The following is a 23,228-nucleotide window of genomic DNA, read 5'->3' as shown; positions in this document are numbered from 1 at the left end:
CTTCGGGTGCGGGGGCCGTGGGCTCCGGGTGGGGGCGTCCGGGACGGCATGATTTACGGCGCGTTGCGCGGAGTCCGGTTGTCGGGCGGGGGGCGCGCCACAAATCACGCTTGAGTGTCCCGGACACCCCCACCCTCCACCCCCGACCCCCTCCCGGGAGACTCCGCCCCCGCGAGATGCGCGCAGCCGACGTACCTCGGTGTGGGCAGGCGTCCCGCAGGGCGATGGGGGTCCCCCCTGCTCGAGCGAAGTCGAGAGCTTGGGGGAGGGTGGGCACACCGGGACACCGCCGCTCAGCGGCCCAAACCCGCCCCACCCGAAGCCGGCCTTTCGGAGCCGGCCCGGAACGCTGCCCTGGGCGCAGTGCCGGGGCCGCAGCACCGGGTACGTGGTCCCCGGAGCCCGGCTCCGTTCAGGGGTGTTGGGGCGGAGCCCCGGGCGGGGCCGGGGTGGAACCGGTGTGCGAGTGTGGGCGTCTGGAAGGCGGGGGGAACGATGAGGACAGTGGGGAAGGCCGCCGTGGCGGTCGCCGGGGTGGCCGTGGTCGTGGGGGCGGCGCTCGTCGTGCCGCGGATCGGCGACGATGGCGGGGCACCGGCCACGCAACGGCTCGGGGCGAAGCAGCCTTCGGGCGCGCCGGACGCGCCCGCGGACGCGCGGCCGTTCACGCTCGTGGCGACCGGCGACATCATCCCGTACCCGTCGATCATTCAGCGCGCCGCGGACGATGCGGGTGGGAAGGGGCACGACTTCCGGAAGATACTCGCGGGAGTCAAACCCATCGTCGCCGGAGCCGATGTCGCGCTCTGCCACCACGAGATACCGTACGGCCGGCCCGGTGGGCCGTACACCGGCTACCCGACCTTCAAGGCACCGCACCAGCTCGCCGACGCCCTCAAGGACGCGGGCTACGACGGCTGTTCCACGGCTTCGAACCACACCCTGGACGCCGGTTACGAGGGCCTCGCCCGCACCCTGGAGCACCTCGACCGGGTGGGCGTCAAGCACACCGGCTCGGCGCGGAGTCCGGAGGAGGCCCGGACACCGGGGTGGGTCGGCGCCGGCGGCGCGAAGATCGCCCAGCTCTCGTACACGTACGGCACCAACGGCATTCCGCTGCCGGCCGGGAAGCCCTGGGCGGTGAACATCACGGACAAGGACCGGATCCTCGCCGACGCCCGCGCGGCCCGGGCGGCCGGCGCCCACGTGGTGGTGCTCAGCATCCACTGGGGCACCGAGTGGCAGACCGCCCCGGACCAGCAGCAGCGGGAGCTGGCCGAGGCGCTGACCGCCGCCCGTACCGGTGGGCTGCCCGACATCGACCTGATCATCGGTACGCACAACCACGTGCCGCAGCCGTACGAGAAGATCAACGGCACCTGGGTGGTCTTCGGCATGGGCGACCAGGTCGCGAGCTTCGTTCCCGCCGACAAGAAGCGCGGCAACCAGTCCTCCGTGCCCCGGTTCACGCTGAACCCGTCCACCGCGCACCCGGGCCGCTGGGAGGTGGTGAAGGCCGAGTACTTCACCCAGTACTCGGACATGGGGCCGCCGTTCCGCGTGGTGTGCACCTCGTGCGAGGGCACCGGTGGCCGGGCCGACTACAAGGCCGTGGACCGGCAGGTGACCGAGGCCGTGATGTCGCGCGGGGCGGGGGCGCAGGGACTCACCCGCGCCACCCGCCCCTGACCCTCCCCGTCCCCCCGGTCGAGGTCCCCCTCAGGCCGTTCGGGTCACGCCCCGCCGCGGTTCCGGGCTCGGCCGATGACCAGTGCGCCCGCCCCTACGCCGAGCAGGAGCAGGGCGCCGCCCGCGACGTAGGGGGTGGCCGAACTGCCCCCGGTCTCGGCCAGGTTGGCCTGGGTTCCGGAGGTCTGCGGCTTCAGGCCGGGCGGTGTGGACGGCGTCGGCGTGGGCTGCGGGGAGGGCGAGGCGGCCGCGGGGGCCTCGCAGCGCGCTTCGGCGAGGACCACCTCGCCGTCCACCTGGGCCACGTTCAGGTTCAGCGGGTTGACCGAGACCTTGAGGCGGAGCGCCGTCGCGGCGGCGCTGCGCGAGGTGGTCTCGGTACCGGACAGGGTGAGGCCGACCTCGCCGACCCCGGGCACGGCCACCTTGGTGGTGCCGCCCGCGGACAGGGTGGTCTTCTTGCCGAGCACGGTCACCGAGCCGAGGACGTTGGAGCTCGCGGTGGGCTGCTTGCCCGCCTCGCACAGGGCCTTGGAGGTGACCTTCTCCACCTGGATCAGCGACAGCAGCGGCAGTCCGGGGACATGGACCTTCGCATTGACCAGGTTGACCTCGGCGGCGGCCCGTGCCCGGTCGGCGGTCGCCTTGGTGGTGGCCACGTCCGCGCGCAGCACCTGGACGGGTTTGCCCTGGTCGACCCCGTCGAGGGTGACGGTCAGCGCGGTCTGCTGCGCCGTGGCCGGCGCGCTGACCTCGTTCAGGGTGGCCTTCAGGGGCACGTGGACGGTCTTGTTGAGCAGGCCCACGTCGAGTCCGGTGCGCAGGACCACCGCACTGGCCTTGCCGCTGCCGGCGCCGCCGGTGGCGTGGGCGGCCGGAGCGGCGGCGAGCACGGCGACGGGCGCCACCGCGGCGAGCAGGAGTGCGGGCATGCGGAAGGTGTTGCTGTTCACGGGTGGAACCCCCAAGGAGTTTGGAGCCGTCGCGCCGCCAATGGGGGACATCGCGCGCGCCGACGACCTCGACCCCGGAATCTTTACGCACCGAGAGTGAACGGACAGGCACCTGAGGTGAGTTCACCCCAAGGGGTGGTTTTCGGGTGGATATTCGATTCTTCTGGTCCCATTCGGAACGGGAGTTCTTTCCCGCCCCGCGGGCCGGGCGGCGCGGGCAGTCACAACGACCGCCGGCTCCGCCGCGTCACGCCCGCGTCAACCCCGCACCTGCCCGCGCAGCACCACCCGCAGCGGGTCGGCCAGCACCCCGACGTCCTCGCGCGGATCCGCCCCGTAGACCACCAGGTCCGCCGGCGCCCCTTCCGCGAGCCCCGGCCGGCCCAGCCATCGCCGGGCCCCCCAGGTGGTCGCGGACAGGGCGTCCAGGACCGGGATGCCGGCCTTCACCAGTTCGGCCACCTCGGCCGCGACGAGGCCGTGCGGCAGCGAGCCGCCCGCGTCCGTACCGACGTACACCGGCACGCCCGCGTCGTACGCCGACCGCACGGTGTCGTAGCGCCGCTCGTGCAGCCGCCGCATATGGGCCGACCAGCGCGGGAACCTGGCCTCGCCGCCGTCCGCGAGCCTGGGGAAGGTCGCGATGTTGACCAGGGTCGGCACGATCGCCACCCCGCGCTCCGCGAACAGCGGGATGGTCTCCTCGGTCAGGCCGGTGGCGTGCTCGATGCAGTCGATGCCCGCCTCGACCAGGTCGCGCAGCGAGTCCTCGGCGAAGCAGTGCGCGGTGACCCGGGCGCCCAGCCGGTGCGCCTCGGCGATGGCCGCCTCGACCTCGGCACGCGGCCAGCAGGCCGTCAGGTCCCCGGCCTCGCGGTCGATCCAGTCGCCCACCAGCTTGACCCAGCCGTCGCCGCGGACCGCCTCCCGGGCCACGTACGCGACGAGGTCCGCGGGCTCGATCTCATGGGCGTAGTTGCGGATGTAGCGGCGGGTGCGGGCGATGTGCCGCCCCGCCCGGATGATCTTCGGAAGGTCCTCGCGGTCGTCGATCCAGCGGGTGTCCGAGGGCGAGCCGGCGTCCCGGATCAGCAGGGTTCCGGCGTCCCGGTCGGTCAGCGCCTGCTTCTCGCTGGTCGCCTCGTCGACCGGGCCGTGTGCGTCGAGGCCGACGTGGCAGTGGGCGTCGACCAGGCCGGGCAGCACCCAGCCGTTCACCGTGGTCACCCCTTCGGTGCGGGCCGCGCGCGGCCGCTCGTAGGTGATCCGGCCGCCGACGACCCAGAGCTCGTCGCGGACCTCCTCGGGTCCGACCAGCACCCGCCCCTTCACATGCAGCACTTCGCTCACGCCGACCACGTCGCTCCTGTCGTTGCCACCGTTCCGGCCGTTCCGGTCGTCCGGTAGCTGCCGTCGCTCATGAACGCACTGTACGCATGCGGTCGGCACCCTCTCGGGGGTATCACCGGACAACCCCGGCAACCCCGGACGAAGAGAGCGCACCCTGATCACCCACCCCCTGCTGGACCTGCCGCCGCTGACCGCGGAGCGTGCGGCGGCTGCGCTGCCCGCGGTGCTGGGCGCCCTCGCGGGCGCGTTGTCCGTGCCGGCGGGCCCCGGCACCGGCCGCGGCGGAGTCCGCCTGGGCGGCGGTCCGGCGGGGCTGATCTCCGCCGCTCGCGCCGGGCCGGCCGCCTCCCGCTGCGGGGCGGGAGGCGGCCCCGGGCTCAGTCCGCCAGGACGTTCAGGACGCGGTCCACATCCGCTTCCGTGTTGTACAGGTGGAAGGAGACCCGCAGCGAGCCCGCGCGTGCGGCGGTGAGGACGCCCGCCCGCGCCAGCTCCTGCTGGCGCGTGGCCAGCCCGGGCACCGAGACGATCGCCGAGTCGCCCGGCACGGGTTCGATCCCCAGGTGCGCGAGGCCCGCCCGGTACCGCGCGGCCAGTGCGGTGTCGTGCGCGTGCACGGCCTCGATCCCGACGCGCTCCAGCAGGGCCAGCGAGCGTTCCGCCGCGTGGTAGGCCAGGAAGGCAGGGGATTCGTCGAACCGCCTTGCGTCCGGAGCCAGTTCCGGCATCGGCCCGTAGGTGGCGTCCCACATGGACTTCGCCGCCACCCAGCCGGCGTGCAGCGGGACCAGCGTCCCCTGGGCCTCCTCCGACACCGTGAGGTACGAGGCACCGCGCGCGCCGAGCAGCCACTTGTACCCGGCCGTGACCACGTAGTCGTACGGCGAGGCGTCGAACGGCAGCCAGCCCGCCGCCTGGCTCGCGTCCACCAGCATCCGGGCGCCGTGGCGGGTGGCGGCCTCGCGGATCGCGGCGAGGTCGGCGGTGCGCCCGTCGGCGGACTGCACCGCACTGACCGCGACCAGAGCGGTGTCCGCACCGACGGCCCCGGCGAGCTCCTCCAGCGGGACGAACCGCGTCCGGAGGTCTCCCCGGACCACGAACGGGTTGATCACCGAGGCGAAGTCCCCCTCGGCGAAGAGCACTTCGGCTCCGGCGGGCTGCGCCGCGGCGACGAGTCCGACGTGGGTGGCGACTGCGGAGCCGACCGCCACCCGGTCGGGGCCGACGCCGACCAGGCGGGCGAAGCGTTCGCGGGCCGCTTCCACCAGGTCGAAGTCGCCGAATCCGGCGGCCGTTCCGGCTGCCGCGGCGTCGGCCAGTTCCCGGACGGCGGTCACGGCGCCGTCCGGGAGCAGTCCGCAGGTGGCGGTGTTGAGGTAGGTCGTCGTGGGGGAGAACTCCTGGGCCAGGTCCGGGACCGGCTCTGTCAGCGGAAGATCCATGTCTTCAACTGTGCGCCACCCCGAACCCAAAGTCCATTCCCCGATATTGCGCGACATCTCAAAGATGTACTTATGGGCGGGGGGTTCGGGGGCCTACTGGGCCTCGGGCACCGCGCAGGCGCCGTCCGGCTCGCACGCCTCCGCACCGGCCTCCGGCTCCTCGACCTCGCGCCCGGCCCAGGCCTGTTCCAGTGCGCGGGTGAAGACCTCGGCGGGCTGTCCGCCGGAGATCCCGTAGCGGCGGTCGAGGACGAAGAACGGGACGGCGTTCGCGCCCAGTTCGGCGGCCTCGCGCTCGTCGGCGCGGACGGCGTCCGCGTAGGCGGTGCGGTCGGCCAGCACCGCGCGCACCTCCGCTTCGTCCAGTCCGGCCCCGACGGCGGTGGCGGTCAGGACCTCGGGGTCGAAGAGGGACCGCTCGTCCGCGAAGTGGGTGCGGAACGCCAGGTCCAGCAGCGCGTCCTGGCGTCCGCGGGCGGCGGCCAGGTGCAGCAGCCGGTGGATGTCGAAGGTGTTGCCGTGGTCCCGGCCGTCGAGCTCGTAGGCCAGGCCCTCGGCGTGCGCGGTGGCCGCCACGTGCTGCTCCATGGCGCGGGCCTCGTCGAGGGTCCGGCCGTACTTCTTGGCGAGCATCTCGGTGACGGGCGCGGTGACGGCCGGGTCGCTGTGCGGGTCGAGTTCGAAGGAGCGGAAGACCACCTCGACCCGGTCCCGGTGCGCGAACGCGGCCAGCCCTTTCTCGAACCTGGCCTTGCCGATGTAGCACCACGGGCAGGCGACGTCCGACCAAATTTCGACGCGCATGTTCCTTCTTCTCTCCGATGCGGCGGGGGGTCAGGAGCTGGAACGCCAGGCCGGAGCGTCTCATTCCCCGGAGGAGGGCCCCGGCGCCTGGGCCGGATCCGCTTCCGGCCGCGGGCCGAGGGTGAGCCAGAGCACCAGGTGGGAGCCCGTCGGCGGGACGGCCGGGTCGGGGCGCCAGCCGTGGGCGGCGTAGAAGGCCTGGGCCCGCAGGTTGTGCTCGTAGACGTCCAGTCGGACCCGGTCCGCTCCGGCCCGCAGCCAGGCGGCGCGGCAGCTCTCGTGGAGGGCGGCGCCGATGCCCCGGCGCCAGTGGGCGGGCTCGACGTGGAGCTGGGTGAGGGTCATCCGGCCGTCGACGGGCCGGAAGGCGGCGACTCCGGTGAGCTCACCGTCCTGCTCGGCGCAGAGGACCCCGCCCTCGGTGCGCCGCAGGGCCGCGGACCAGCCCTCCCGGGTACGGGCGAGTTCGGCGGCACCGGCATACGCCTCTTCCGGTATCCGGCCCGCGTAGTAGGTGGCGCGGGCCCGGGCGTGCAGGGCGGCGATGGCGTCCAGGTCCGTGGGGAGCGCTGCTCTGATCATGAAGGGCGAGACGTGCCGGGAACGGTGAAGGTTCCCGGCACGGGCCCGCGGTGGCTCGTTCCTTCCGGGCTGCCGCCGTCATCCGCTCAGTTCTTCAGGGCCGCCGCCATCATCTTCTGGGCGACCGGTGCGGCCAGCCTGCCGCCGCCGATCTCGGAGCGGTCGGTGTCCGAGTTGACGATCATCACGGCCACGGCGACCTGCTTGCCGTTCATCGTGGCGTACGAGGCGAACCAGGCCAGCGGCGGAATGCTGTTGTTGACCCCGCGCTGGGCGGTTCCGGTCTTGCCGCCGACCTCGGCCCCCGCCACCTTGGCCGGCTTCCCGCCGCCCTCGCTGACCACGGTGCGCATGGCGTCGCGGAGCATCGAGGCGGTCCGCTCGCTCATGACCTGCTTGCTCTTCGGGTCCTTGAAGCTCTCCAGCACGGTACCGCTGCCGTCGGTGACCTCGGAGACCACGTGCGGGGCGACCAGCTTGCCCTCGTTCTCGATCGCGGCCACGACCATCGCCATCTGCAGCGGGGTGGCCTGCACGTCGAACTGGCCGATTCCGGTCTGTGCCACCTGGTCCTTGGACATCTTCTGCGACGGGTACTTGCTGGGGGTCGCGCGGAAGGGGATGTCCTGTTTCTTGTCGTTGAAGCCGAGCTTCTCGCTCATCTCCAGCATCTTCTGCTGGCCGAGCCGGTGGGCGAGCTCGGCGAACACGTTGTTGCAGGACAGCCGGAGGGCGGTGCGCAGCGAGACGTTGTCGCAGGCGGGAGGTGCCGCCTCGCTCTTCAGCGGGGTGACCGTGCCCGGGATGACGTAGGGGTCCTTGATGCCGGTGGGTGTGTCGATCGAGTCGAACAGGCCGTTCTCCAGCGCCGCGGCGAGGGTGACCAGCTTGAAGGTGGAGCCGGGCGCCATCGGCTTGCGGGCGGCGAGGTTCTCCATCGCCCTGCCGTTGTCGGCGGAGAGCTCCTTCCACGCCGCGCCGTCGGAGGCGGCGGTGATCCGGTTCGGGTCGAAGGAGGGGTTGGCGACCATGCCGAGGATCTCGCCGGTGGCCGGGTCGATGGCGACCGCGGCGCCTTCCTTGCCCTTGAGCGCCTCGTGGCCGGCCTTCTGGACCTCGGGGTCGATGGTGGTCAGGACGTTGCCCGGGTCGGCGCGCTTGTTGGTGAACACGTCGAGGGGGCTCTTCAGGCGGTTGTCGGAGCCGTCGAGGACGTCCTTGTAGACGCCTTCCAGCTGGGTCTTGCCGAACGCCTGCGAGCTGTACCCGGTCACCGGCGCGTACAGCTCCCCGTCGGTGTACGTCCGCTTGTAGCCGAAGTCGCCCTGGTCCACCTTCTTGGACCCGGTGATCGACTGGCCGGCCACGATGATGTTCCCGAGCGGGCCCGCGTACCGGGCGATCGTGTTCCGTTGGTTGTGGTCGTCGTCTGCGAGGGCCTGGCCCTTGTACGCCTGCACCCAGGTGACCCGGACCAGCAGGGCCAGGACCAGCAGCAGACAGAAGACCGACGCGCGCCTGATTGTCTTGTTCATCCCCCTGGAGGACGTAACCGCCGCTCCGCGCGTTCCGCTCTGCCCCGGTTGTGGCCGGATTCTCAGGGATCTCTCATCTGCTCACCCGCCGCCCTGCTCACCCGCCATCCTGCTCACCGGTCGCCCTGCTCACCGGTCGGCCCGCGCGGCCAGGAACCCTCCCTCGTACGCCGCGATGACCGCCTGGGTGCGGTCCCGGGAGCCGGTCTTGGCCAGCACCGCCGCCACATGGCTCTTGACGGTCTGCGGGCCGACGCCCAGCCGCGCGCTGATCTCGTGGTTGGACAGCCCGCCGGCCATCAGCTTCAGCACGTCCGCCTCCCGGTCGGTGAGCCGGGCCACCCAGGACGCCGCCGTGGACCGGCCGGCCTCACGGTGCCGCTCGGCCAGGTCCCGGACGGCGGCCGGGAACAGCAGCGAGTCCCCGCGGGCCACCAGCCGGACGGCGGCCATCAGGTCCTCCGGGTCGGCCCGCTTGAGCAGGAAGCCGGCCGCGCCGGCGCGCAGCGCGTCGTACACGTACGCGTCGTTCTCGAAGGTGGTGACGACCACGATCTTCGGCGGCGCGTCCATGGTGGCGAGGATCTGCTCGGTGGCGCGGATGCCGTCGATGCCGGGCATCCGGACGTCCATCAGGACCACGTCGGGGGCGAGGGAGCGGACCACGGAGACGGCCTCGGGCCCGTCGGCGGCCTCGCCGACGACCGTCAGGTCCGGCTCGGCCTCCAGGATGACCCGCAGCGCGGTGCGGACCATGCGTTCGTCGTCGGCGAGGACCACGCGCAGCGGCGGGCGGCTCATCGGCGTCCCCCTCCGGTGTCCCCGACCCGCGCCTCGTCGGCGCCGGCGAGCGGGAGGAGCGCCCGCAGCCGCCAGCTGCCCTCGTGCTCCCCCGCCTCCACGGTGCCGCCCAGCAGCGCGGCCCGTTCGGCGGTCCCGTGCAGTCCGCGTCCGCCGCCCGTGCGCTCGGGGCCTCCGCCGGACCGGTCCGGCCGGTTGGTCATGGTGATCTCCAGTTCACGTCGGTCCTGCTCCCCCGGTGCGGGCCGTACGGCCATGCTCAGCTCCACCGGCCCCTCCCCGTGCTTCATGGCGTTGCTCAGTCCCTCCTGGACGATTCGGTACGCCTCCCGCGAGACGATCGCCGGGAGCTGCTCCCAGCTCCCGGACGGCCCCGGCCGCTGGCGGTCCGCGACGGCGGTCCCGGCGGCCCGGGTCCGGTCCAGCAGTCCGGCCAGATCGGTGTGCAGGGTCGGCGCGGGCGCCGTGCCCGTGCCGGCCGCGTCGCCGTCCCGCAGCAGACCCAGTACGGTGTCCAGCTCGCCCACCGTGCGCCGGGTGGTGTCCTCTATGGCGGCGAGCGCCTCGCGGACGAACTCCGGGTCGGTGTCCAGCACCCGGCGGGCGGCCACGGCCTGCAGCGTGACCGCGCTCAGCGCGTGCCCGACCGCGTCGTGCAGCTCCCGGGCCAGCCGGTTGCGGACGGCCAGGTCCGCGGCCCGCTCCTCGGCCGCGGCCAGCCGGTCCGCCGGGGTCGGCCCGAGCAGCACCGGTGCCACCCGGGCCAGCAGCGCCCCCGCGCCGGCCGCGCACAGGACCACCGCCGCCATCAGGGCCAGTCCCAGGAGCGGCGCGAGGAACGCCGAGACCTGCGTGCCGAACCAGCCGAACCCGAGCTCCGCCCGCCGGAGCCGGGCCACGAACGGCAGTACGAGCAGCACCACCGCCATGGGCGTGGCCGCCAGCGTCATCCCGCTGACCAGCGCCCCGATCCCCAGGTGCAGGGTCCACCAGGCGGCGGTCCGCCCGCGGGCCGCGCGGCCGCGGGCCGGACCGTCGGCCAGCCGCTCCCCCGGCACCCCGCACAGGGACCGCACCGCGGCCACCGACATCGGCCGGACCAGCGGGAACAGTCCGGTGACGGCGGCGAGCGGCAGGGCCAGCGCGTAGGAGGCCAGGAACAGCGGGAGGGAGGCGAAGGCGTTGCTGCCGTCCGACACCATCCCGACCGCCACGGAGGCGAGCAGGAAGTAGGGCATGAGCAGGGCTCCGCCGAGGATCTGGTGCACCCAGCGCAGCCGTGCGCGGCTGCCCAGCAGTCGTCCCATGTCCGCCGTCCCGCTCCCCCGTCGCCACGCCCGCGCCCCCACGCCCGCCGGCTCAGCCGGTGCGGCGGGCCGTGAGGTACCGGGTCACCACGGCGGCCACCAGCAGGCCGGTGATCATTTGGCCAGCGTAGGCGAGATGCAGCAGGGCCGTGGGGTCCTTGGCGGGATCGTCCGACGGGCCCAGTGCGGCGATGCTCAGCCAGGCGCCCCAGCACGCCGCCGCCGAACCGCCCACCCAGGCCAGGGCCAGCGGGCCGCGCGCGTCGCGTCGCCCGCCGCGGGCCAGCAGCAGGCCGCCGGTCGCGCCGCCCAGTGCGCACAGCACGTTCACCACGGCCATGACGACCGAGTCCGAGGACCAGTTCTCGATCTGATCGGCGCTCAGCCCGGCGGTGCCGCCGGCCACCCAGTAGACCTGCACGGCCGTCATGGCCAGCCCGCCGGCCGCCCCGGCCACCGCCACCGCGCGTATGCCGCCGCTCGCCGGCGCCCCGAGGGCCCCCTGCCACAGCCGGCCCCAGCGCTCCCGGGCGTACGGGACGAACAGCCCGGCCAGGGCCAGTGCCTGGATCGCGAAGCCGGTGTAGACGACGTTGTAGACCCAGGGGTCCAGGAACGGCTCGGCCGCCTCGGCCTGCGCCGGGTCGGGCCCGCCGCCGAGCAGCCGCATCAGCGTCACGCCCGGGAACCCGAGGACGATCGGGGTGAGCAGGCCGGTCGCGGTGAACACCGGCACCGCCAGCAGCCAGGACGGTATGCGCCGGCCCCACGGCCGGGTGAGCGCGAGCACGATCACCACCAGCGTGGCGTCCATCAGCAGGGTCACCGCGTTGGCGACGGTGAAGAACGGGCCGGGCTCCAGCAGCATGCTGCCGTCCGGTATGCCGATCCGGCTCCCCGCCAGCCAGGCGGCCTTGAGGGTCAGGTACGGCAGGGTCGCCGCGACGGCGACGAAGCTCAGGGTCCGCCGGACGGCGCCCGGCGTGGCAGGAGCGGAGGCCGGGTCGGAGGCGGAGGTGGAGGCGGGTGCCGCGTGCGTCTGGTTCACGTATCCCGAGGTCATGCCTCAACGATCCCGTCGGCGGCGCCGCGCCACCTCCCCCTTGGTGGGGAACCCGCTCCCCCGCGCGGGGGAGAAACCCCCACCTCCCCGGCGCACGCCCACGTCACGCGCGCCGGGGGCGGAGCCGGAGCGCGGGCCGCTCACATGCGCCGGGCCACCAGCGCCAGCCGGTCCCGCGCCTCGAACAGCGCGCTCCTGATGGTCTGCTCGTGCTCGGTGGTCAGCCGGGCCACCGGCACCGAGCAGCTCACCGCGTCCCGGGCGGGCGAGCGGTACGGCACGGCCACCCCGAAGCAGCGCAGCCCCAGGGTGTTCTCCTCGCGGTCGACCGCGTACCCCTGCTCCCGCACCAGCGCCAGCTCCTCGATCAGCTGCTCCCGGTCGGTGACCGTGTGCTCGGTGACCGCCTCCAGCCGCTCCGGCAGCAGCCGCCGCACCTCCTCGTCGGTGTGCGTGGACAGCAGTGCCTTGCCGAGCGCGGTGGAGTGCACCGGCAGCCTCCGCCCGACCCGGGTGAACGGCCGCAGGTAGTGCTGGGACTGCCGGGTCGCCAGGTAGACCACGCTGGTGCCGTCCATCCGGGCCAGGTGGATGGTCTCCGTGGTCTCCTCCGACAGCCGGTCCAGGGTGGGCCGGGCGGCCGCCACCACCTCGTCCCCGTCGATGTACGAACTCCCGACGAGCAGGGCGCGTACGCCGATCCCGTAGCGGGTGCCGGTCGCGTCGGTCTCCACCCAGCCCAGGTCCACCAGGGTGCGCAGCAGCATGTACAGGCTGGACTTGGGCAGTCCCAGGTCGTTCTGGATGTCGGCCAGGCTGTGCAGTCCCGGCCGGGCCGCGAAGTGCTCCAGCAACAGGACCGTGCGGACGGCCGACTTGACCGGCGTGGTCGCCGACTCGGCTGTGGTCATCGACTGCTCTTCCCCTCTGGCGCCCTCCGGCGCCCTCCGACGACCTCTGCCGTCGGTCAGACAACCTCTGCCGTCCTCAGACGACCTCTGTCGCCACTTGTCACCTTCAGGAGGCGGAAATAGAGTCCGCAGCGGCAGCGATCATTCATCCACCGGAACGGCGTTCAGAATACTGAACGCTCCAGGAGGCAGTGGGCATGGCAGCGAAACCAGTCTGGAGTGTGGACCCCCGCACCGGGAAGCAGCGCGGGCAGGTTGCGGCGGAGGCCACATCCCAGGAGGTCGACGCCGTCGTCCGGGAGGCCCACGCCGCCCGCGCCGCCCTGACGGACCGCACGGCGCGGATCGCCTTCCTGCGCACCGCGGCCGACCTCCTCGACGGGGCGGCCGAGCGGATCGTGGAGACGGCCGACGCCGAGACGGCCCTGGGCACCGCCCGCCTCACCGGCGAGCTGGCCCGCACCACCTACCAGTTCCGCGCCTTCGCCGACGCCGTCGAGGAGGGCTCGTACCTGGACGTCCGGATCGACCACGCCGACCCGGGCCTGACCCCGCCGCGCCCCGCGCTGCGCCGCTACAAGGTGCCGCTCGGCGTGGTCGCCGTCTACGCCGCCTCCAACTTCCCGCTGGCCTTCTCGGTGCCCGGCGGCGACACCGCCAGCGCCCTGGCCGCCGGCTGCCCGGTCGTGGTCAAGGCCCACCCCGACCACCCCGCCACCTCCGAACTCTGCGGCGCGCTGCTGCGCCGGGCCGCCGTCGCCGCCGGGCTCCCCGCCGACGCGGTCGCCGTGGTCCACGGCTTCGACGCGGGCCTGGAGCTGATCCGCCACCCGCTGGTGGCCGCCGCCGGGTTCACCGGGTCCATCCGGGGCGGCCGCGCGCTGTTCGACGCGGCCGCCGCCCGGCCCGTCCCCATCCCCTTCCACGGCGAACTCGGCTCCCTGAACCCCGTCGTGATCACCCCGGCCGCCGCCACCGAGCGCGCCGAGGAGATCGGCGCGGGCCTCGCGGCCTCGGTGACCCTGGGCGTCGGTCAGTTCTGCGTCAAGCCGGGCCTGGTCCTGGTCCCCGAGGGCCCGGACGGCGACCGCCTCGCCGACACGCTGGGCAAGGCGCTCGGCGAGACCGCCCCCGGGGTGCTGCTCGACCACCGGATGCGGGAGAACTTCCTCGCCGGGGTGGCCGAGCGGGCCGCGCTGCCCGAGGTCACCGCGCCCGTCGCGGCCGGCCCCGGCGGCAACGGCAACGGCGGATTCACCGTGGGGCCCGGCTACCTCTCGCTCCGGGCCGCCCTGCTCACCGACCCGGCGTACGAGGTCCTGCTCGAAGAATGCTTCGGCCCGGTCACGGTGCTCGCGCGGTACTCCGGCCAGGACGAGGCCGGTGCGGTGCTGGACCGGCTCGGCGGGAACCTGAGCGCCACCCTTCAGCTGTCCTCCGCCGAGGCGGACGGCGGCCCGGGCCCGGCCGCGGAGCTGATCGGCCGGGTCACGGCCCTGGCCGGCCGGGTGGTGGTGAACAACTGGCCGACCGGGGTGGCGGTGGCCCCGGCCCAGCACCACGGCGGCCCCTACCCGGCCGCGACCTCCCACTCCACCTCCGTCGGCGGTACCGCGATCGAGCGCTGGCTGCGCCCGGTGGCCTACCAGTCGGTGCCGGACCCGCTGCTCCCGCCGGAGCTCAGGGACGCCAACCCGCTCGGCCTGCCGCGCCGCACCACGACGGCCGCCTCCTGAGCGGAGCCCGCCCGCGCCCGGTAATCCCGTTGCCCGCCCCGCCCTGCGCGGGGCAGGCTTCGCCGCATGCCCAGAGCCAACGGATTCACGTACGAGCAGCGCGCCGACGGAAACGTCGTCATCACCCACCGCGGCCGGGCCGCCGGAACCCTGCGCGGGGACCGGGCGGCCAAGTTCCTGGCCGAGCTCGGCCAGGGGGACGAGCAGCTGGTCATGGCCCGCTGGACCGGCGCCTACAAGTTCGGCAACGAGCGCACCGCCAGGAACCACCCGCGCAACGCCGGACGCCGCTGACACCTCACCCGTACGGCCCTCGACCGCCGAAATGTCCCGCGGGTAAGGGAACGGCAAAGGCACCCCGCTCGTTTCACCGGTCATGACCGCCATGACCCCTGGTTCGAACCTGCCGCTCAACGCCGTCCGGGTGACGGTCGACGTGGCCGCTCCGGTACGGCTCGACGTATCGGGGCTGCTGCTCGCCGCGAACGGCAAGGTGCGTTCCGACGCCGACTTCATCTTCTACAACCAGCCGTCCGGGCCCGGCGTCAGCTACCGCTCCGGCGGCGGGACGGCGCCCGACTCGATCACCGTGGACACCTCCGCCCTGCCGCCCGGCATCGAACGGATCGTGGTCACGGCCAGCCCGGACGCCGCCGGGCAGAGCTTCCAGGGCATCGAGCCCACGGCCACCGTGCGCAACGCGGACGACAGCGGGGTCATCGCCACCTTCACCCCGCCGCAGCTGGCCACGGAGACCGCCCTGGTGGTCGTCGAGGTCTACGTGCGCAACGGCCAGTGGAAGGTGCGGGCGGTCGGCCAGGGGTACGCCGACGGGCTGGCTGGGATCGCCACCGACTTCGGCGTGTCGGTGGACGAGGAGCCGGCCGCGCCCCAGGCCGCCCAGCCGCAGGCCGCGGCCGCCCCCTCTTTCACGCCCCCGCCCGTACCCGTGGCCGCACCGCCCGCACCCCCCGCACCCCCTGCGGCACCCGCACCCGCACCCGGCACCGGGAAGATCAATCTCGACAAGGGCCGGGTCAGCCTGCAGAAGAACCAGACGGTGTCCCTGGTCAAGGGCGGCAAGCCGCTGCTCTCCCAGGTCAAGATGGGCCTCGGCTGGGAGCCCGCGCACCGCGGGCGGAGCATCGACCTCGACGCCTCGGTCATCGCCTACGGCCCGCAGCGCAACCACCTCGACAGCTGCTACTTCGGCCGGCTGTCCATCCTGAACGGCTCGGTCAAGCATTCGGGTGACAACCTGACGGGTGAGGGTGCCGGGGACGACGAGGTGATCGTCGTGGACCTCGGCCGGCTGCCCGCCGAGGTCACCGGCCTGGTCTTCACCGTCAGCTCCTTCACCGGCCAGAAGTTCACCGACGTGGCCAACGCCTACTGCCGTCTGATCGACGCGGCGACCGACGAGGAGCTCGTCCGGTTCGACCTCACCGGCGCCGAACCGCAGACCGGGGTGATGATGGCGAAGTTCATCCGCCAGTTCTCCGGCGAGTGGGAGATGACGGCCATGGGCCAGTTTGTGAAGTCCCGCACAGTGCGCGACCTGGTCAAGCCCGCTGCCCAGGCCCTCTGAGCAGGTGGGCGGGCCGCGGGTACCGCCCGCGGTCCGCCGGGGGGTGACCCTCCGTGGGCCCTTCGTGACCCATCCCACCCCCAAACCGGAGGTACCTGTCCGTGCCCGCCCGTAGCCTTGGAAGCATGTACGAGACACCCCCGCCCGAGGGTCCCGCGCGTCCGTCCGCCGCCGAGGCGAACGAGGCGATACGGCAGCTCGTCGACAGCCGGGCGGAGGGCGAGGAGTGGCCCGCGGAGGCGTACGAGTTCCTGCTCGCGGAGTGGGCGGCCGCCCACCTGGCCGAGCCGGCGGGCAGCGCGGCCCCCTGAGCCTCACCCGCCCGCGCCTCCCCCGGCCTCCGGTGAGCGGCACCGCCGCGTGATGCCGGTTCCGGCATCACGCGGGTACCCGGTGCCGGGTCCCGGCATCACCCCGTTTCCGGCGTCAGGCCGTCAGTGGTGCTTGCGCCGCCAGGGGCCGGTGACGGCGAGCATGATGCCCGGGTCCTGGATGTTGGCGAACAGGGTGCGTCCGTCCGGGGAGAAGCAGACCCCGGTGAACTCGGAGTACTCCGGCTCCTCCGCGGTGCCGATGTTCAGGTCGTTGCGCGCCAGCGGATACGTACGGCCCGATTCGGTGGCTCCGAAGAGGTGCTGGAGGCCCTCGCCGTCCTCGGCGATGATCAGCCCGCCGTACGGGGACACGGTGATGTTGTCCGGTCCGTCCAGGCCGCCGTCGGCGGAGGGGTCGGCGTTCACGCCCAGCAGCACGGTCAGGCGGACCGTGCGCCGCTTGGGGTCGTAGAACCACACCTGGCCGTCGTGCGCGGCGCCGGGGCTCTCGGAGCGCGCGTAGGAGGAGACGAAGTACGCGCCTCCGTCCGCCCACCACATGCCCTCCAGCTTGCGGGCCCGGGTCACCGCACCGTCCGCGAACTGCTTGCGCACCGGGGTCGTACGGGCGTCCCGGTCCGGTACGTCGACCCAGTCGACCCCGTACACGGTGCCGGTCCGGGTCGCCCTCGAAAGGTCGTCGACGAACCGACCGCTGCTGTCGAAGCACTTGAACGCCTGGAGCACACCGGCGTCGTCGGCGAGCGTGCGGAGCTTGCCGCGGCCGTGCCGGAAGCCCGTCGGCGGAGTCCAGCGGAAGAGCAGTCCGTTGGGGCCCGAGGCGTCCTCGGTCAGATAGGCGTGGCCGGTCCGGGGATCGATGACCACGGCCTCGTGGTCGTACCGGCCGAACGCCTTGACGGGCCGCGGGTCCCGGTTGGCTCGGCGGTCGTGCGGGTCGACCTCGAAGACGTAGCCGTGGTCCTTGGTCATGCCGTTCTTGCCGGCCAGGTCGGAGTTCTCCTCGCAGGTCAGCCAGGTGCCCCAGGCGGTGGCGCCGCCCGCGCAGTTGGTCGACGTGCCGGCGATGCCGACCCACTCGGCGACCTCGCCGCCGTGCCGGACCTCGACGACCGTGCAGCCGCCGGCCGCGGCCGGGTCGTAGACGAGCCCCTCGGTGAGCGGCACCGGGTGCGGCCACGCCGAACGGGGGCCCTTCAGCTCGTGGTTGTTCACCAGCAGGGTGACCCCGCGGTGACCGGCGAAGGCGGCCGTGCCGTCGTGGTTGGAAGGGGTGTGCTCACCGGAGTCCAGGCGGGTCACCCCGGAGTGGGTGAGGATGCGGTAGGAGAAGCCGGCGGGCAGCGCGAGGATGCCCTTGGGGTCGGGCAGCAGCGGGCCGTAACCGGGCTCGCAGGGCCGGCCCTGCTCGTCGCGCAGGGCCCCGCCCTCCTCTGCCGCGAGGGCGCCGGGGGCGGTGGCCAGGGCGCCGACGGTTCCGGTGAGGGCGACTCCGGCACCGGCGAGTACGGTGCGGGCGGTGAAATCTCTACGGCTGAGCGGCATCGAGTCTCCAGGGGTGGGGAGTTGGTGCGCTGTCGTGCGGTCGGCGCACACCCTCCCGGCCGCACATGAACGAACGCTGAATTCCCCTCGGCCACCCGGCATCCCCTTCCGAATGCCGGAATGGCCGACTCCGGCCGAGGGAACGTCCTTTCCCGGCCATGTCCGGGGTCCTCTTCCGCCCCGCACCACCCGTCCGGCCCACGCCACCCGTCCGGCCCACGCCACCCGTCAGCGCCATCAGCGCCGTCAAGCCCCGCCTCGCCCCCGCCGTCGCGTCAGTGGTGCCGGGAGCGCGCCTTGAAGGCCGCCTTGCGGGCCTCCTTCGCCGCCGTACGGTCCGGGTGCAGCCGGCCCATCGCCTCCAGCACCTCGGCGGTGGCGGGGTGTTCCACCCGCCACACCTCGTCGAAGAAGCCGGTGTGGCGGTCGGTCAGGTTCGCCATCAGCCCGGAGAGGTCCTCGGTCTCGCCGCCCGCGGCGAGCTGGGCCGCGATGGTGTCCACGGTCAGCCAGAACACCAGGGCCCCGTCCGGGGCGGGCACGTCGGCCGCACCCTGTTCGGCGAGCCAGACCCGGGCCAGACCGCCGAGTTCCGGATCGGCGAGCACCCCGCGGACCACCGGCTCGGCCACCGCCCCGGCCAGAGCGAGCGCCTGCTGGCAGCGCAGCCGGCGCAGCGGTCCGCCCTCGTCCCCGCCGCGGGCCGCGGCCAGCAGCTCGGCGACGGCCGCCGGAAGGTCCCCGCCGTCCCGGCGGGCCAGCCACAGCTCGATCTCGGCCTGCGCGGCCTCCTCGGAGAAGCCCGACACCGTGTCGAGCAGCGCCTCCGCACCCTTGTCCGCGAGGTCCCCGATCGCCGGGGCCTCGACCCCGGCGTCCAGCATCCGGCTCCGGATGCCGTAGAGGCCGAGCGGGGTGAGCCGGACCAGCCCGTACCGGGAGACGTCCTCCTCGGCGCCGTCGCCCTCGCCGGACCCGCCGGACTCCTCCTCGTCGGCCTCCGCCAGCAGGGCCTCGTCCACCGGCCGGAACTCCACCAGTCCGATGGGCGCCAGCTGCCGGAACTGGTCGTCCAGTCGCATCATCGCGTCGGACACCCGCTCCAGCACCTCCTCCGTCGGTTCGCCCATCTCCTCGGGCACCACCATGGACGCGGCGAGCACGGGCAGCGGCACCGGGGCCTCGCCCGCGCCGCCCTCGGTGACGGTGAGGAGGTAGAGGTTGGCGAGCACCCCCTCCAGGAAGTCCGCCTCGCGCTGCGGGTCCCAGTCCAGCTGCTCGAAGTCGATCCCGCCGCCCGCGTCCAGCGCGTCGACCAGGTCGTCGAGGTCCGGTACGGCCGCGTCGGCGAGTACGGAGTCCAGCGCGGCCAGCCACAGCTCCAGCACGTCCGCCGGTGCGCCGCCGGTCACCAGGGCCAGGTCCTCGCCGGGCTCGGCGCTGGCGAACCCGCCTTCGTCGGCGTCCCGTTCCACGTCCTCCGGCTCGGTCACCTCGACCAGGCCCGCGTCGACGGCGACCCGCCATGCCTGGCTCGCGTACGCCGGCCCCTCCGGGTCCGCACCGAGGCCGAGCACCTCGGCCGCCTGCGGCAGCTGCTCGTCGAGGAGTTCGCCGCCGGCGCCGACCCGGGTCGCGGGTCCGGCCCAGCGGGCCAGCCGGACGGCACGGGACAGCAGGGGCGCGGCGAGGGCAGCGCGGGCCAGTTCCGCCTCGGGGTGCAGCCGTACCGGCGGCAGCGTTTGGCGCGGCTGTGCGGACATGGGAGGTCTCCTCGCGGAACAGGAAGCAGCAGGTGGGGGGTCAGCGCGGTCCAGAGTAGACGCATTCCGGACCCGTTCGGCCGACCGGAGCCGTCGGTTCATCCGACAGTCAGACGGCGTCTTCCCTGGAGGCCTTGACAAGTTCGGCGCCCACACAGGACATTGACGCGCGTAGATCTCAGCCATCTTTTCTGACGATCGCACCGCCGCTTACAGCTTTCACGACTTTGCCCTGTTTTCCCGTTTTCCCTCATCCAGTACCCGGAGTTCCCTGACCATGCGCTCCTCCCACCCCCGTTCCGCCGCGGTCGCGGCCGTCGTGGCCGCCGCACTCGCCACTGGCCTCCTCGCGGGCACCGCCGACGCCGCGGACACCGCGGCGGCGGCCGACGCCGCGTCCGCCGGACCTGTCCGCATCCACGACATCCAGGGCACCACTCGTATATCGCCCCTGGTGGGCAAGCAGGTTGCCGACGTCGAGGGCATCGTGACCGGCGTCCGGACCTACGGCTCGCGCGGCTTCTGGATGCAGGACCCGGACGCCGACGACAACGACGCGACCAGCGAGGGCGTCTTCGTCTTCACCAGCAGCGCCCCCACCGTGGCCGTCGGCGACGCGGTCAAGGTCTCCGGCCTGGTCGGCGAGTACGTCCCCGGCGGCCTGAACTCGGGCAACCAGTCGGTGACCCAGATCTCCAAGCCCACGGTCACCGTGGTCTCCTCGGGCAACGCGCTTCCCGAGGCCGTGCACATCAACGAGTACTCGGTGCCCGCCGAGTACGCCCCGGCCGGCGACCCGGCCGACGGCGGCAGCATCAACAAGCTGACCCTGGAGCCCGGCCGTTACGCCCTGGACTACTACGAGTCCCTGGAGGGCAGCAACGTCCGTATCGGCACCTCCCGGGTGGTCGGCGCCACCGACCCGTACGCCGAGCTGTGGGTCACCGTGAAGGGCTGGGAGAACCCGACCCGTCGCGGCGGCACCCTCTACGGCTCCTACGAGTCCCAGAACACCGGCCGGCTGATGGTCCAGCAGCTGACCCCGCTCGCCCAGCAGCCGTTCCCGGTGGCCAACGTGGGCGACCGGCTGACCGGCACCACCGAGGGCCCGCTCGACTTCAACCAGTTCGGCGGCTACACGCTGACCGCGCGCACCCTGGGCACCGTGGTGTCCAAGGGCCTGCAGCCCGAGAAGACCAAGGCGCAGGCCGAGGGCGAGCTCGCGGTCGCGACGTACAACGTCGAGAACCTGGACCCGAGCGACCCGCAGGAGAAGTTCGACGCGCTCGCGAAGGCGGTCGTCGAGAACCTGGCCTCGCCCGACATCGTGGCGCTGGAGGAGATCCAGGACAACACGGGCGCGAAGAACGACGGAACCGTCGCCGCGGACCAGACCCTGACCAAGTTCACCGAGGCCATCAAGGCCGCGGGCGGTCCGGCGTACCAGTGGCGGTCCATCGACCCGGAGAACAACAAGGACGGCGGCGAGCCCGGCGGCAACATCCGCCAGGTGTTCCTGTTCAACCCCGAGCGGGTCTCCTTCACCGACCGCGACGCCGGCAACGCCACCGCCCCGACCGGTGTGGTGCAGGAGGGCGGCAAGGCCACCCTGAGCCACTCCCCCGGCCGGATCGACCCGGCGAACGCCGCCTGGGAGGCCAGCCGCAAGCCGCTCGCGGGCGAGTTCGTCTTCCGCGGCCGCACGGTCTTCGTGATCGCCAACCACTTCGGCTCCAAGGGCGGCGACGAGTCCATCACCTCGCACCACCAGCCGCCGGTCCGCTCCTCGGAGGCCAAGCGACTGCTGCAGGCGCAGGCGGTCAACGGCTTCGTGAAGGAGATCCTGGCCGCGCAGAAGAACGCGAACGTCGTCGTCCTCGGTGACATCAACGACTTCGACTTCTCGGACACCACCAAGGCGCTGACGGACGGCGGGGCCCTGTACCCGGCGATCCAGTCGCTGCCGAAGTCCGAGCGCTACTCGTACGTCTTCCAGGGCAACTCTCAGGTGCTGGACCAGATCCTGACCAGCCCGGCGATCAAGAAGTTCACGTACGACAGCGTCCACATCAACGCCGAGTTCGCCGACCAGAACAGCGACCACGACCCGCAGGTCCTGCGCTTCCGCCCGTAGTCACGACGGGCGGATGAGGGGCCCCGGCCGCCGTCCCGGCCGGGGCCCCTGCCATATCCCCGCCCACGCCCTTCCGCACCGCCCTCCCGGAACGACTGATCCCGGGGGACCTTCGGCCCTGGCGGAATCGCGATGCAGTAGTGGCGTGATACTGACCACATCCGTCCACAGCGGGCGTTTTGTGGTGTTGAGTGGCTCCACGCACGATCTTGCGCCGTCCGTACTCCCCCTGGAGGCCCTCGTGTTCCCCTCCACATCCCTCGCCCAGGAGATCGGGCTGGCCGTCCTGTTCACGGCCGCCGTCGTCTGGCTCCTCGGCCTGGGGCACATGCTGCGGGACAGGCGCCTCCAGCACCCCGAGCGGGCCACCGCCGCTCCCGCCGAGAACCTCCCGGCGACCCCTGCCGTACCGGTGATACCGGTGATACCGGCCATCCCCGCCCAGCGGACCTCCGCCGGCCACCCGATGGAATCCGTGGAACTCACCGAGGCCGAGGAGCAGGCGTTCGCGGGCCTGGTCCGCCGCATCTCCCCGCTGCGCTGACCCGACGCCGCGCGGGCACGACCGAGCGCAGGCACGACCGAGCGCGGGCACGACCCGGCGCTCCCCACATCCCGAACGGGAGACGCCCTCCCGCGGCGCAGGCCGCGGAAGGGCGTCTCCCGTACTCGTTCCCAGCGGACCGGATCCGGCCCCGCGGGTCAGTTGTGGCTGTGCAGGACCTCGTTGAGGCCGCCCCAGTTCGCCTTGTACGGGCGGGCCTCGACGGCACCGGTGACCGAGTTGCGGCGGAAGAGGATGTTGTCGGCGCCGGAGAGCTCCAGGGCCTTGACGACCTGGCCGTCCGGCAGGGTGACCCGGGTGCCGGCGGTGACGTAGAGGCCGGCCTCGACGACGCACTCGTTGCCCAGGGCGATGCCGATGCCCGCCTCGGCGCCGATCAGGGTGCGCTCGCCGATCGAGATGATCTGCTTGCCGCCGCCCGACAGGGTGCCCATGGTGGAGGCGCCGCCGCCGATGTCGGAGCCGTCGCCGACGACGACGCCCGCGGAGATCCGGCCCTCGACCATGGAGGTGCCGAGGGTGCCCGCGTTGAAGTTGACGAAGCCCTCGTGCATCACGGTGGTGCCCTCGGCGAGGTGCGCGCCGAGGCGGACGCGGTCGGCGTCGGCGATGCGCACGCCCTTGGGGGCGACGTAGTCGGTCATCCGCGGGAACTTGTCGATCGAGGTGACCTGCAGGTGCAGGCCCTCGGCGCGGGCGTTCAGGCGGACGGTCTCGACCTGGTCGACGGCGACCGGGCCCAGCGAGGTCCAGGCGACGTTGGCCAGCAGGCCGAAGACGCCGTCCAGGTTCTGGCCGTGCGGCTTCACCAGGCGGTGGCTCAGCAGGTGCAGGCGCAGGTACGCGTCGTGGGCGTCCAGCGGCTTGTCCTCCAGGGAGGCGATCACCGTGCGGACGGCCACGACCTCGACACCGCGGACGGCGTCCGAGCGGATCGCCTTGGCGGCGGCCGCGCCCAGGAGCTCCACGGCCTGGTCGGCGGAGAGGCGCTCGGTGCCGGCCGGGGCGGCCGGCTCCTCGACCAGCTCGGGGGCCGGGAACCAGGTGTCGAGAACGGTGCCGTCGGCGGCGATGGTGGCAAGTCCGGCGGCGACGGCGCCGGTGGTACGCGTAGCAGTCATA

20 protein-coding genes are annotated in these 23,228 nt (G+C 73.2%); 7 read left to right on the top strand and 13 right to left on the bottom strand.

Annotation, left to right across the window (positions count from 1 at the left end):
* Positions 1–495: 495 nt before the first annotated feature.
* Positions 496–1,689, top strand: coding sequence for a CapA family protein (locus tag AC067U_RS32610; RefSeq protein ID WP_478833426.1), 1,194 nt, complete (start codon positions 496–498; stop codon positions 1,687–1,689).
* A gap of 44 nt (positions 1,690–1,733) precedes the next feature.
* Here AC067U_RS32610 and AC067U_RS32605 read toward each other — a convergent pair whose 3' ends face one another.
* The 10 genes from AC067U_RS32605 to AC067U_RS32560 all read right to left on the bottom strand — a co-directional run bounded on the left by AC067U_RS32605 (position 1,734) and on the right by AC067U_RS32560 (position 12,440).
* Positions 1,734–2,642, bottom strand: a complete 909-nt coding sequence (locus AC067U_RS32605) for an SCO1860 family LAETG-anchored protein (protein WP_478833425.1) — start codon at positions 2,640–2,642, stop codon at positions 1,734–1,736.
* A gap of 258 nt (positions 2,643–2,900) precedes the next feature.
* Positions 2,901–3,992: an amidohydrolase family protein gene (locus tag AC067U_RS32600; protein WP_478833424.1), complete on the bottom strand. Its 1,092-nt coding sequence runs from the start codon at positions 3,990–3,992 to the stop codon at positions 2,901–2,903.
* A gap of 377 nt (positions 3,993–4,369) precedes the next feature.
* A complete protein-coding gene (locus tag AC067U_RS32595; RefSeq protein ID WP_478833423.1) occupies positions 4,370–5,437 on the bottom strand; it encodes an aminotransferase class V-fold PLP-dependent enzyme in 1,068 nt (355 codons plus the stop codon).
* Positions 5,438–5,530: 93 nt separating this feature from the next.
* Complete coding sequence (locus tag AC067U_RS32590; protein WP_478833422.1) at positions 5,531–6,241, bottom strand: DsbA family oxidoreductase; 711 nt, start codon at positions 6,239–6,241, stop codon at positions 5,531–5,533.
* 60 nt (positions 6,242–6,301) lie between these two features.
* Positions 6,302–6,823, bottom strand: a complete 522-nt coding sequence (locus AC067U_RS32585; protein WP_478833421.1) for an N-acetyltransferase family protein — start codon at positions 6,821–6,823, stop codon at positions 6,302–6,304.
* Between the two features lie 86 nt (positions 6,824–6,909).
* Positions 6,910–8,358: a peptidoglycan D,D-transpeptidase FtsI family protein gene (locus AC067U_RS32580; protein WP_478833420.1), complete on the bottom strand. Its 1,449-nt coding sequence runs from the start codon at positions 8,356–8,358 to the stop codon at positions 6,910–6,912.
* 129 nt (positions 8,359–8,487) lie between these two features.
* Entirely contained in the window at positions 8,488–9,159 is a 672-nt protein-coding gene (locus AC067U_RS32575) for a response regulator transcription factor (protein WP_478833419.1), read from the bottom strand.
* Complete coding sequence (locus tag AC067U_RS32570; RefSeq protein WP_478833418.1) at positions 9,156–10,466, bottom strand: sensor histidine kinase; 1,311 nt, start codon at positions 10,464–10,466, stop codon at positions 9,156–9,158. The genes AC067U_RS32575 and AC067U_RS32570 overlap by 4 nt, the downstream gene beginning before the upstream one ends.
* Before the next feature lie 52 nt (positions 10,467–10,518).
* On the bottom strand, positions 10,519–11,529 hold the full coding sequence (locus tag AC067U_RS32565; protein ID WP_478833417.1) for a hypothetical protein: 1,011 nt from the start codon (positions 11,527–11,529) through the stop codon (positions 10,519–10,521).
* A gap of 140 nt (positions 11,530–11,669) precedes the next feature.
* Entirely contained in the window at positions 11,670–12,440 is a 771-nt protein-coding gene (locus AC067U_RS32560; RefSeq protein WP_478833416.1) for an IclR family transcriptional regulator, read from the bottom strand.
* Between the two features lie 197 nt (positions 12,441–12,637).
* On the opposite strand from AC067U_RS32560, the gene AC067U_RS32555 reads away from it, so the two are divergent.
* The 4 genes from AC067U_RS32555 (at position 12,638) to AC067U_RS32540 (ending at position 16,075) form a co-directional block, all read left to right on the top strand.
* Positions 12,638–14,176 carry an aldehyde dehydrogenase (NADP(+)) gene (locus AC067U_RS32555; protein ID WP_478833415.1) on the top strand — a complete coding sequence of 513 codons (1,539 nt, stop codon included), beginning with the start codon at positions 12,638–12,640 and terminating at the stop codon, positions 14,174–14,176.
* A 66-nt stretch (positions 14,177–14,242) separates the two neighbouring features.
* Positions 14,243–14,470, top strand: a complete 228-nt coding sequence (locus AC067U_RS32550) for a hypothetical protein (protein WP_478833414.1) — start codon at positions 14,243–14,245, stop codon at positions 14,468–14,470.
* 82 nt (positions 14,471–14,552) lie between these two features.
* Entirely contained in the window at positions 14,553–15,764 is a 1,212-nt protein-coding gene (locus AC067U_RS32545) for a TerD family protein (RefSeq protein WP_478833413.1), read from the top strand.
* Positions 15,765–15,889: 125 nt separating this feature from the next.
* Positions 15,890–16,075 (top strand): hypothetical protein, encoded by a 186-nt coding sequence (locus AC067U_RS32540; protein ID WP_478833412.1) that lies wholly within the window; start codon positions 15,890–15,892, stop codon positions 16,073–16,075.
* A 123-nt stretch (positions 16,076–16,198) separates the two neighbouring features.
* Here the strand turns inward: AC067U_RS32540 and AC067U_RS32535 are convergent, their stop codons facing one another.
* Both AC067U_RS32535 and AC067U_RS32530 read right to left on the bottom strand, forming a co-directional pair.
* Entirely contained in the window at positions 16,199–17,644 is a 1,446-nt protein-coding gene (locus AC067U_RS32535) for an alkaline phosphatase PhoX (RefSeq protein ID WP_478833411.1), read from the bottom strand.
* A gap of 275 nt (positions 17,645–17,919) precedes the next feature.
* Positions 17,920–19,407, bottom strand: coding sequence for a hypothetical protein (locus AC067U_RS32530; protein ID WP_478833410.1), 1,488 nt, complete (start codon positions 19,405–19,407; stop codon positions 17,920–17,922).
* Positions 19,408–19,684: 277 nt separating this feature from the next.
* Between AC067U_RS32530 and AC067U_RS32525 the strand changes: the two genes are divergently transcribed.
* Positions 19,685–21,541 carry an endonuclease/exonuclease/phosphatase family protein gene (locus AC067U_RS32525; protein ID WP_478833409.1) on the top strand — a complete coding sequence of 619 codons (1,857 nt, stop codon included), beginning with the start codon at positions 19,685–19,687 and terminating at the stop codon, positions 21,539–21,541.
* A gap of 241 nt (positions 21,542–21,782) precedes the next feature.
* Positions 21,783–22,085: a hypothetical protein gene (locus tag AC067U_RS32520; protein WP_478833408.1), complete on the top strand. Its 303-nt coding sequence runs from the start codon at positions 21,783–21,785 to the stop codon at positions 22,083–22,085.
* Positions 22,086–22,243: 158 nt separating this feature from the next.
* On the opposite strand, the gene dapD is transcribed toward AC067U_RS32520, so the two are convergent.
* Positions 22,244–23,227, bottom strand: a complete 984-nt coding sequence (gene dapD, locus AC067U_RS32515) for a 2,3,4,5-tetrahydropyridine-2,6-dicarboxylate N-succinyltransferase (protein ID WP_478833407.1) — start codon at positions 23,225–23,227, stop codon at positions 22,244–22,246.
* Between the last annotated feature and the right edge of the window lies 1 nt (position 23,228).

The organism is Streptomyces sp. NPDC043853 (genome assembly GCF_056436025.1).
Note: the sequence above shows the minus strand (reverse complement) of the source record. Positions and strands in the feature narration are given on the sequence as shown.

Coding starts and splice junctions, on each gene's coding strand:
- AC067U_RS32610 (WP_478833426.1), top strand. CDS start 496: ATGAGGACAGTGGGGAAGGCCGCCGTGGCGGTCGCCGGGGTGGCCGTG.
- AC067U_RS32595 (WP_478833423.1), bottom strand. CDS start 5,437: ATGGATCTTCCGCTGACAGAGCCGGTCCCGGACCTGGCCCAGGAGTTC.
- AC067U_RS32590 (WP_478833422.1), bottom strand. CDS start 6,241: ATGCGCGTCGAAATTTGGTCGGACGTCGCCTGCCCGTGGTGCTACATC.
- AC067U_RS32585 (WP_478833421.1), bottom strand. CDS start 6,823: ATGATCAGAGCAGCGCTCCCCACGGACCTGGACGCCATCGCCGCCCTG.
- AC067U_RS32580 (WP_478833420.1), bottom strand. CDS start 8,358: ATGAACAAGACAATCAGGCGCGCGTCGGTCTTCTGTCTGCTGCTGGTC.
- AC067U_RS32575 (WP_478833419.1), bottom strand. CDS start 9,159: ATGAGCCGCCCGCCGCTGCGCGTGGTCCTCGCCGACGACGAACGCATG.
- AC067U_RS32570 (WP_478833418.1), bottom strand. CDS start 10,466: ATGGGACGACTGCTGGGCAGCCGCGCACGGCTGCGCTGGGTGCACCAG.
- AC067U_RS32565 (WP_478833417.1), bottom strand. CDS start 11,529: ATGACCTCGGGATACGTGAACCAGACGCACGCGGCACCCGCCTCCACC.
- AC067U_RS32560 (WP_478833416.1), bottom strand. CDS start 12,440: ATGACCACAGCCGAGTCGGCGACCACGCCGGTCAAGTCGGCCGTCCGC.
- AC067U_RS32555 (WP_478833415.1), top strand. CDS start 12,638: ATGGCAGCGAAACCAGTCTGGAGTGTGGACCCCCGCACCGGGAAGCAG.
- AC067U_RS32550 (WP_478833414.1), top strand. CDS start 14,243: ATGCCCAGAGCCAACGGATTCACGTACGAGCAGCGCGCCGACGGAAAC.
- AC067U_RS32545 (WP_478833413.1), top strand. CDS start 14,553: ATGACCGCCATGACCCCTGGTTCGAACCTGCCGCTCAACGCCGTCCGG.
- AC067U_RS32540 (WP_478833412.1), top strand. CDS start 15,890: ATGTACGAGACACCCCCGCCCGAGGGTCCCGCGCGTCCGTCCGCCGCC.
- AC067U_RS32535 (WP_478833411.1), bottom strand. CDS start 17,644: ATGCCGCTCAGCCGTAGAGATTTCACCGCCCGCACCGTACTCGCCGGT.
- AC067U_RS32530 (WP_478833410.1), bottom strand. CDS start 19,407: ATGTCCGCACAGCCGCGCCAAACGCTGCCGCCGGTACGGCTGCACCCC.
- AC067U_RS32525 (WP_478833409.1), top strand. CDS start 19,685: ATGCGCTCCTCCCACCCCCGTTCCGCCGCGGTCGCGGCCGTCGTGGCC.
- dapD (WP_478833407.1), bottom strand. CDS start 23,227: ATGACTGCTACGCGTACCACCGGCGCCGTCGCCGCCGGACTTGCCACC.